4 protein-coding genes are annotated in these 6,989 nt (G+C 28.9%); all 4 read right to left on the bottom strand.

Annotation, left to right across the window (positions count from 1 at the left end; all coding sequences use genetic code 11):
• Positions 1–775: 775 nt before the first annotated feature.
• Positions 776–1,873, bottom strand: a complete 1,098-nt coding sequence (locus FLACOL7796_RS24370; RefSeq protein ID WP_232067450.1) for a hypothetical protein — start codon at positions 1,871–1,873, stop codon at positions 776–778.
• Between the two features lie 166 nt (positions 1,874–2,039).
• Positions 2,040–2,315 carry a hypothetical protein gene (locus tag FLACOL7796_RS24365; protein ID WP_173973358.1) on the bottom strand — a complete coding sequence of 92 codons (276 nt, stop codon included), beginning with the start codon at positions 2,313–2,315 and terminating at the stop codon, positions 2,040–2,042.
• Between the two features lie 175 nt (positions 2,316–2,490).
• Positions 2,491–3,144 (bottom strand): DUF4145 domain-containing protein, encoded by a 654-nt coding sequence (locus tag FLACOL7796_RS24360; RefSeq protein WP_173973357.1) that lies wholly within the window; start codon positions 3,142–3,144, stop codon positions 2,491–2,493.
• A gap of 631 nt (positions 3,145–3,775) precedes the next feature.
• Complete coding sequence (locus tag FLACOL7796_RS24355; RefSeq protein WP_173973356.1) at positions 3,776–5,947, bottom strand: hypothetical protein; 2,172 nt, start codon at positions 5,945–5,947, stop codon at positions 3,776–3,778.
• Positions 5,948–6,989: the final 1,042 nt, after the last annotated feature.

Raw genomic sequence — 6,989 nt, 5'->3', positions numbered from 1 at the left:
GGCTTATATAGTCTTAATTGTTTAAAATTACTCTCCCGCGATTTTACCATAAAAATCAAATAAGTCATTTTTTACGTTCAGTAATCAATTATGAATTTGTACCATATTTGTACCTCACATTTATTTTGTCTTATTTAAGATGGAGAGCTAATTTCTGGAAGTTAAATTAGCATTTGGTGAGTAATTTATATTTAATTTTTGACGACTTGTTTCTTTTGATTCAAATTAGAGGAAAGTTTATGGGGTCTAAAAGTTTCGAACCTAAATTTGTTAGCCCTTGATTTTGCTGGACTTCTGATTTGTAAAAATAGCTTGTACCACGATTCTGCCACAAAACTTTAAGTAATAAAATTTTTAAAGCATTTTCCCTTGTCATGTGGGGCTTGTAGATCCTGAGCTTATGTGTTAAAGTCTTAAATAGCAGACTTTAAAAAAAAGGATATTTATTCAGTGCACTTCAGAAAATTGATGTTATAATTTTCGAAGCTAAAATCTATAAGGCTTGTTTTGCTCGATGTCCATTTTTCAAAAACACGATTTGGTACGATTGTGCTATAAAACTTACAGTGACGTTTCTGTAAAATCGCCGTAGCTTTTAATGCAAAAAGTTATCATTTCCAAATTTATAGAACCACAAAATAATCATATAAATTTAGATTTCTGGGATTATGATTTGTATCTAGCTCTCTTTTTGTCTCTTCCTGAAAAAAAAATACATATTTAGAATAAGACATAAAGACATTTAATCTGAACTTTTCTTTATTTTTTTCACATATTACTCTTTTTCTCCTATAATATCATTAATAACATCAGGTAAGTAGTTTATTAATTCTGTATAACGTTCTAGAATAATATTAACGTTCTTAGTCATATAAACAACTTCCATTTTGATACCTGCAATATCATTTAAACAAGCAGTTATACTTTTGGCGAGTACAAGAGTTTTTTCCTCAAATCGATAATGTGCCAAGTGTCTAATGCTAGGTATGAAAAATTCATCTCTCAACTTAAATGGATTGTATGCACCATCTTCTATATGAGGTGCAATTTGAGCAGTATATAAAACGCTTAATAGCGATGTTCTTTCATCTTCGAAAATATTTACACCCTCTTTTTCATAATTCAAATTATACATTCCGTATTCTCTGAGAAACTCTTGTAGATGATTATTGAAGGATTGAACGTGTCCCGAAGTACCAGTCGCATATGACTTGAATTTTTCGCTAATCAGATTGTGTTGATGCTCCATTATTGCAATGTGACCGTGAGTATAATTAGATATGCTCACTACTTTTTTATATGCTTTTTCTTTTTCTTCTTTACTATCGAAAATTCGTTTGTGTAATGGCTTAGCATTTTTAATTTCAATATATTTTATAAATTCATTTTTATCTAAAGATTTGAATACATCGCCATTTAAATTAGTCATTGCTTTTATTTCAGGAATAACAAGCTCAGTAAAACTCAGGTTATCTCTAAATGCAATTAAATCGGTCATTTGTTGACTTAATGGGACTTCTGTACTTCGTAGTTCAACAACCCATCTTTCACCATTTCTGATAGTTGCATTTCTTTTAGTAATCCAGTCAATTAATCGATTTATACCTATACCGAGAAATAAAGTAAGTATAGGTAAAGCATATTTTGCCCAATCTGTACTAGTAACTTCTTGCTTAACAAGTATAATATTGGTATCATTCTTGGAATCAATCGGAACAACAGTTGGTTTAGTTTTTACAGTTGCTCTGATTGTATCTTTTTTGATAGGAACAGTGACAACTTTTGCAAGTGTAGTATTTTGCTCAGTAATATATTTTTGTTGAGCACAACAAATTGTTGAACATGCTAATGTAATTAGTAGATATTTCTTCATAAAAATCCTGTTTAATACAATAATACCATATTTTAAAATATCATTTCCCTTTGCTGGGCGTAACTGACCCGCTCGTGAACAAAACGAATATAATGAAAAAAAGCTCCAGATTTCACTGAAGCTTTTACTTAGTAAGGCAAACATGACTTTAACCACATCCATTTAGTTAAGACTCAAGATACTTGTTTTCTTCATTAATGACTTCTTTTTCTTCTTTAACAATACTGTAAATTATATCTAAATCCTTACTATCTCTTATAAAGAAATACATCCCCGCAGATAAAAAGAACCACAATAAATAGGGTTCAAAATCTGTTGATTGTCTCCAAAATATTTCCCTGGCAATCCAAAACCAACAATAAATATTAGCTGACCAAACATAAATTTTTTTACACCTAAATTCAAGGTTTTTATAGTTAGTTTTAAAAGAATTATTTTTCATAATATTAGTTTTAATTATTCTCGCTTCTGTGATAAACTATCTATCAGAGCAACACTAATTCAGCTAATTTGAGTAATGTGAATTCATCTCTTAGTATCTACCAGCTTATTCAAAGAATATTTTTATAAATAAGCTCATTAATTAAATTTATTGTAGTAGCTATTTTAGATAATGCTTATTCAGGCATTTCATTTTCGAAATCCACGGTTAAAAATTCCATTTCAATCCAATGTACTGTTAAATCAATAAGTTTTTTTAGATCCGATAGGTCCTTATTTTCCCATCTTCTAAGATAATGCGTTTCGTCATTCCCCAACCAAACAGCTCTTTTAGATACTGATTCAATGCGTTTGTCATCAATGTAATCTTTAATACATTTTGCTAGAAGTTTTTGCTCAATTTGCTCAGCTTCATTTGGATATTTGAACTTTGCATAATCTTTTATAAGATATTCCAATGCTTTTCTATATCCAACACCGCAAATTTCAAACAACCCCTCTTGTTCTGCATAAAATGCTTGATTATAAATAGTCACAAATTCTAATGACAATTCTATTATAGATTGATTAAAATCTTTTTCTACAATTGTACCTTTCGTTACTCTATTTTGAAATTCGAAACAGTTGATATTATAAGTTTCTTCATATTCACCAATGAAAGTTTTCAAGCATGTGTTTTTTGGGCAAGAAAAAAAAACATCCATTTTATGACTCTCTGAAATAAAACCAAAATGTGTATTTGGAGATATTGAGCTATGACAAAATGGACATTCGTTTGGTAAATTAACGATTATTGCAGGCTCTTTATTAGTTTGAATTGCTATTGACATGTTATAATTTTTATTATTAAATAGATTTATATACTTTTTTTATTTTGATCATAGACCAAAGTTATTTGAACAGTACGCACTGATTTTGCGTAGTTAATTAATAATACTTAAATTTTATAAAAACAACAAAATCTAAATCATACTATTCATTGCTTTTTGTTTTCGCTCTATCTATGAGACAAGCTTGGTCAGTTAATAGACCACGCGTTGTTAGGATGTAATATCTAATGTAAAGGAGTTAAGCTAAATGATTCAAAAATTCTTTGTGGAAAACAGTATTTTTGCGAGTCTAAGTAACAGGCTAAATTTATTAAATTGAAAAGAAGTTTTATAAATTTTTGCTTTTATTAAATTTGCAATGTCAAGTAATTAGAAAAAAGCAGGGTCGTAAAACCCTGCTTTCTAAAATAAACTGTACTGACCCGGATAGGATCTGCAATGTTGAGTAACATTTTCTAAACGGCCGAAACGCATTCTAGAATAAGCTCTTACAAAAACTGGTCGGTTGGTACTGCACACTAAACACCTTTTCATAGCATATTGATTTAAATTAATAAAATCATTTACCTAAATCACTACGAGTTGTTTAGCATTGCAAAAATAGGATATTTCTCCTAACTGGAAATAACTTTTAATTTATATTTTTTATATCACGATATAAATCTATCAAATGGTATACAGACATATCTATTAAGGGCTCATACATGAACGAGTTAATATGAATATTTTCTGGCGTCATTAGGTTTACCTTATCAATTAAGTTCAAATTATTACTTTGTGGGTTATTAAGTTTATATTGTTCTGAAAGTACTCTCGTTTGAAAAGAACCTACCTTAGTTAAGTCGAAATCAGGTAAAGATCTTATAAGATATTGTTCTGCTTTAAGTCGTGAAGCGACTGCCAAAACTATTTTATTTTCCAGTAAAATTTCATTTATATTCTCTTCGACGGCTATTGCGTCAGCAGTGGAAAAAATAAGGTCTAGTATTTTTTCATTCCCATCAAATGGCAGTTCACTATCTTTTAACTTATTAATGCGGTTTTTAAAGACGGTGAAGATCTCATTTAAATCAATAGTTAAAGAATTTTGTTTTATATGCAGGCAGCTCGTAAGTATTATACAATCTTCTGCTTTTGCTGAATCGGTGTATTCAATTATATTTCTAACAAAAGCAATTAAACTTATAAAAATTTTTGGTTCATTATGAGATTTTATAAATTCCTTAAAAAGATCATTCATGTATAAACCTTTTTCTAACCTGACATATCTGCTATGGTCACGAGTTGCCATGAAAGTGTGCTTATAAAGGTTAAGCCTCGATGCGAGAGTTCTGTAAAAATCAAAATTATGTGTAAGGATTAATGATTTAAATTTTTGTGAACAGTGTAAATCCCTAAGATATTCAATGATTGCGTATTTGTTTTTATAATCAAATGAATCCGCTACATCATCAAAAACTAAGAGTGTCATATCATCTGAAAGTCTTCTGGATTCAATTTCGAATAAAAATTGTAAAATAAAATAAGCTCTTTGTTCTCCTTTACTAAGAATTTTCAATAAGTTTTCTTTTGATTGCTTTGAAGGGGCTTCATCTTTATCTTTATAAATGAACTCTAGGTTAGCGGTTTCTTGTCTAAGGATGATATCATGCTGATTGCCTATTCTTATTTCAAATGGTACATAGAATCGATTATTGAATTTTTCAATTATGTCATTCCATAATGAAAGCTCTTTATTTGCTTCTTTTATTATAGATTCTAAATTCTCTTTATGATTATTATATATGCCGGTCAGACTTTTTGCTTCCTGCTTGATTTCAGACATAAAGCTGTTCCATACCTTTCGCTTAAAGCCATTGTAGTCTTTCAGGCTTATTAAAAGAGAATTGTCTTTTTCAAGAACTTTTTTAAATGCTCTTAAATCAACATTTGCACCAATAGCCTTATCAACTTTATCAAAAGACGATTTTAATTTTTGATCTGCTATTATTTTTTCAAGTTCCTCGTCAAATAATTTTTTTAATTCTCCCGAGCCATTAATTTCTGTACCATCTTCTAAAACAAATTTGTGGCCTGCTTCGAAGTAAGAATTATCTTCAATGGATTTCAACATCTCATTGGCTTGATAGGTTCCAAAATTATTATTGCCTGTTAATTTGAACAATTTTGAATTGGACAAAATTTCATTGTAATTCTTTATATATCCATCTAGTAGTTCTTCATTTTTAATTAAAAAGTTTTTTACTGTTCCTTTAGAATCAAATACACTATTGTATTTGAATGAAATTTTTGGAGCGTCTTCTTGAAGTTCTTCTAAGTGATCTGATAAAATCTCAAAAAAATTATCAGAACCGTCTTCGTTGAATGTTCCAGTATATTCTCCCTCACAATCTGAACTTTGCGATATGGTTTTGAGTTTTTTTAGGAGATCAGCTTTCTCTGTATTCAGTTCAGAATATATTTCATCATAACGATCTTTTAGTTCCTTGCTGGCAATAAATGTGGTTAGTTTTTGAGAGGCATCAAAAGAGTTATCTTCAGCATTTACCACTAAAACCGAGCTGTGATTAATTGCTTCCTGATCACTTAAGATTTCAAATTTTGCGTTTTTGGCATAAACTAAATCTCTTGGTTGATTTTTTTTATCATTTTTAGCAATTAAATCAAATGTCTTAGCAAACGAGGTTTTCATTGTCCCGTTAGGTGCATAAATTAGATAGGAATTTGATGCTGTAAAGTCAAACTCATGCTGTATTTTTCCAATGCCAAAGCAGTTTTCGAAATCTATTGTTAAAACGTTCATATAAATAATGTTTGATTGGTTAGTAGTAATTTGTATGTTGTATTAATTTAAAAATTAATTCAATATTTTAAAATAAATATTGCTGACGCAAGGGAGCTTACATTTTTATCACAAGATAAAATTTTCTCCCTAAAAATTTAACTTTCAGGTTATCGATTTATGCGTTTCAGTAATGCTATAGTTTTCTCTAATTTCATTTAGAAGATGCCCCATAGTTTTCTTTGTATTTTCTACTGCATCAATAATATGATTTACTTCTTTGCTTGTTTTTGTTTTTTGTTTAAATATTCTGTTTGTCCAAAGCATAATTGAAAATGTTTCTTCTAGACAATTTGTGAAGTAAATTGCTAAACCAAATTCTGCATAAATAAGCCTAGCTTTACCATCGGCATTTTCATTTAAATATTTTTACTAAAACTTCTTCATAAATGAATCTTTTATGTTATTGGATCCAAAGCTAGTGATATAGTGCGCAATGATTTTGCGTAGATTAATATCTTGTCAGTCCCAAAATAATTCTATTGCAAATATTAATATTCAATTTAAATATACATTACGTAAAACCATAATTTGAAACAATATTCATTTATAATTTGAAAAAAACTAGAAATAAAAAAAGAACTATTATTCCTTTGCGTACTCGCTTAACAATGGGAAAGCTCAAGTGGATGTGTTAATAAAAAATAGAGATTAAGTTAAGGAGGTTCTTGCACCAGTAATTATTTTTATAATAGTTTCGAACCTAAATCTATCAGGCCTTATTTTGCTAGTCTTTTGGTTTTTCAAAAACACAATACGCCACGATTTTGCCATAAAACTAGACTAATAAAATAATTCTAAAAAGTACCTTAAATTTTTGTAGCAGATAAGAGGGGAAATTCCGCATATTAAAAGGTGCAAAAATAGCGTAAATATACCTGTTGCTAATAACTTATAATTGTTTTACTTGTCAGCAATATTTATTCAACTTTATATTATCATAATATTATAAAAAACACTAATAAATTTAAATTAATTACTAACTAACTTCTCATACTTATAT

Source organism: Flavobacterium bizetiae (genome assembly GCF_902804475.1).
GTDB lineage: Bacteria > Bacteroidota > Bacteroidia > Flavobacteriales > Flavobacteriaceae > Flavobacterium > Flavobacterium bizetiae.
Note: the sequence above shows the minus strand (reverse complement) of the source record. Positions and strands in the feature narration are given on the sequence as shown.

Bases quoted from the DNA above. Each gene is read 5' to 3' on its own strand.
- FLACOL7796_RS24365 (WP_173973358.1), bottom strand. From the start codon at position 2,315: ATGAAAAATAATTCTTTTAAAACTAACTATAAAAACCTTGAATTTAGG.
- FLACOL7796_RS24360 (WP_173973357.1), bottom strand. From the start codon at position 3,144: ATGTCAATAGCAATTCAAACTAATAAAGAGCCTGCAATAATCGTTAAT.
- FLACOL7796_RS24370 (WP_232067450.1), bottom strand. From the start codon at position 1,873: ATGAAGAAATATCTACTAATTACATTAGCATGTTCAACAATTTGTTGT.
- FLACOL7796_RS24355 (WP_173973356.1), bottom strand. From the start codon at position 5,947: ATGAACGTTTTAACAATAGATTTCGAAAACTGCTTTGGCATTGGAAAA.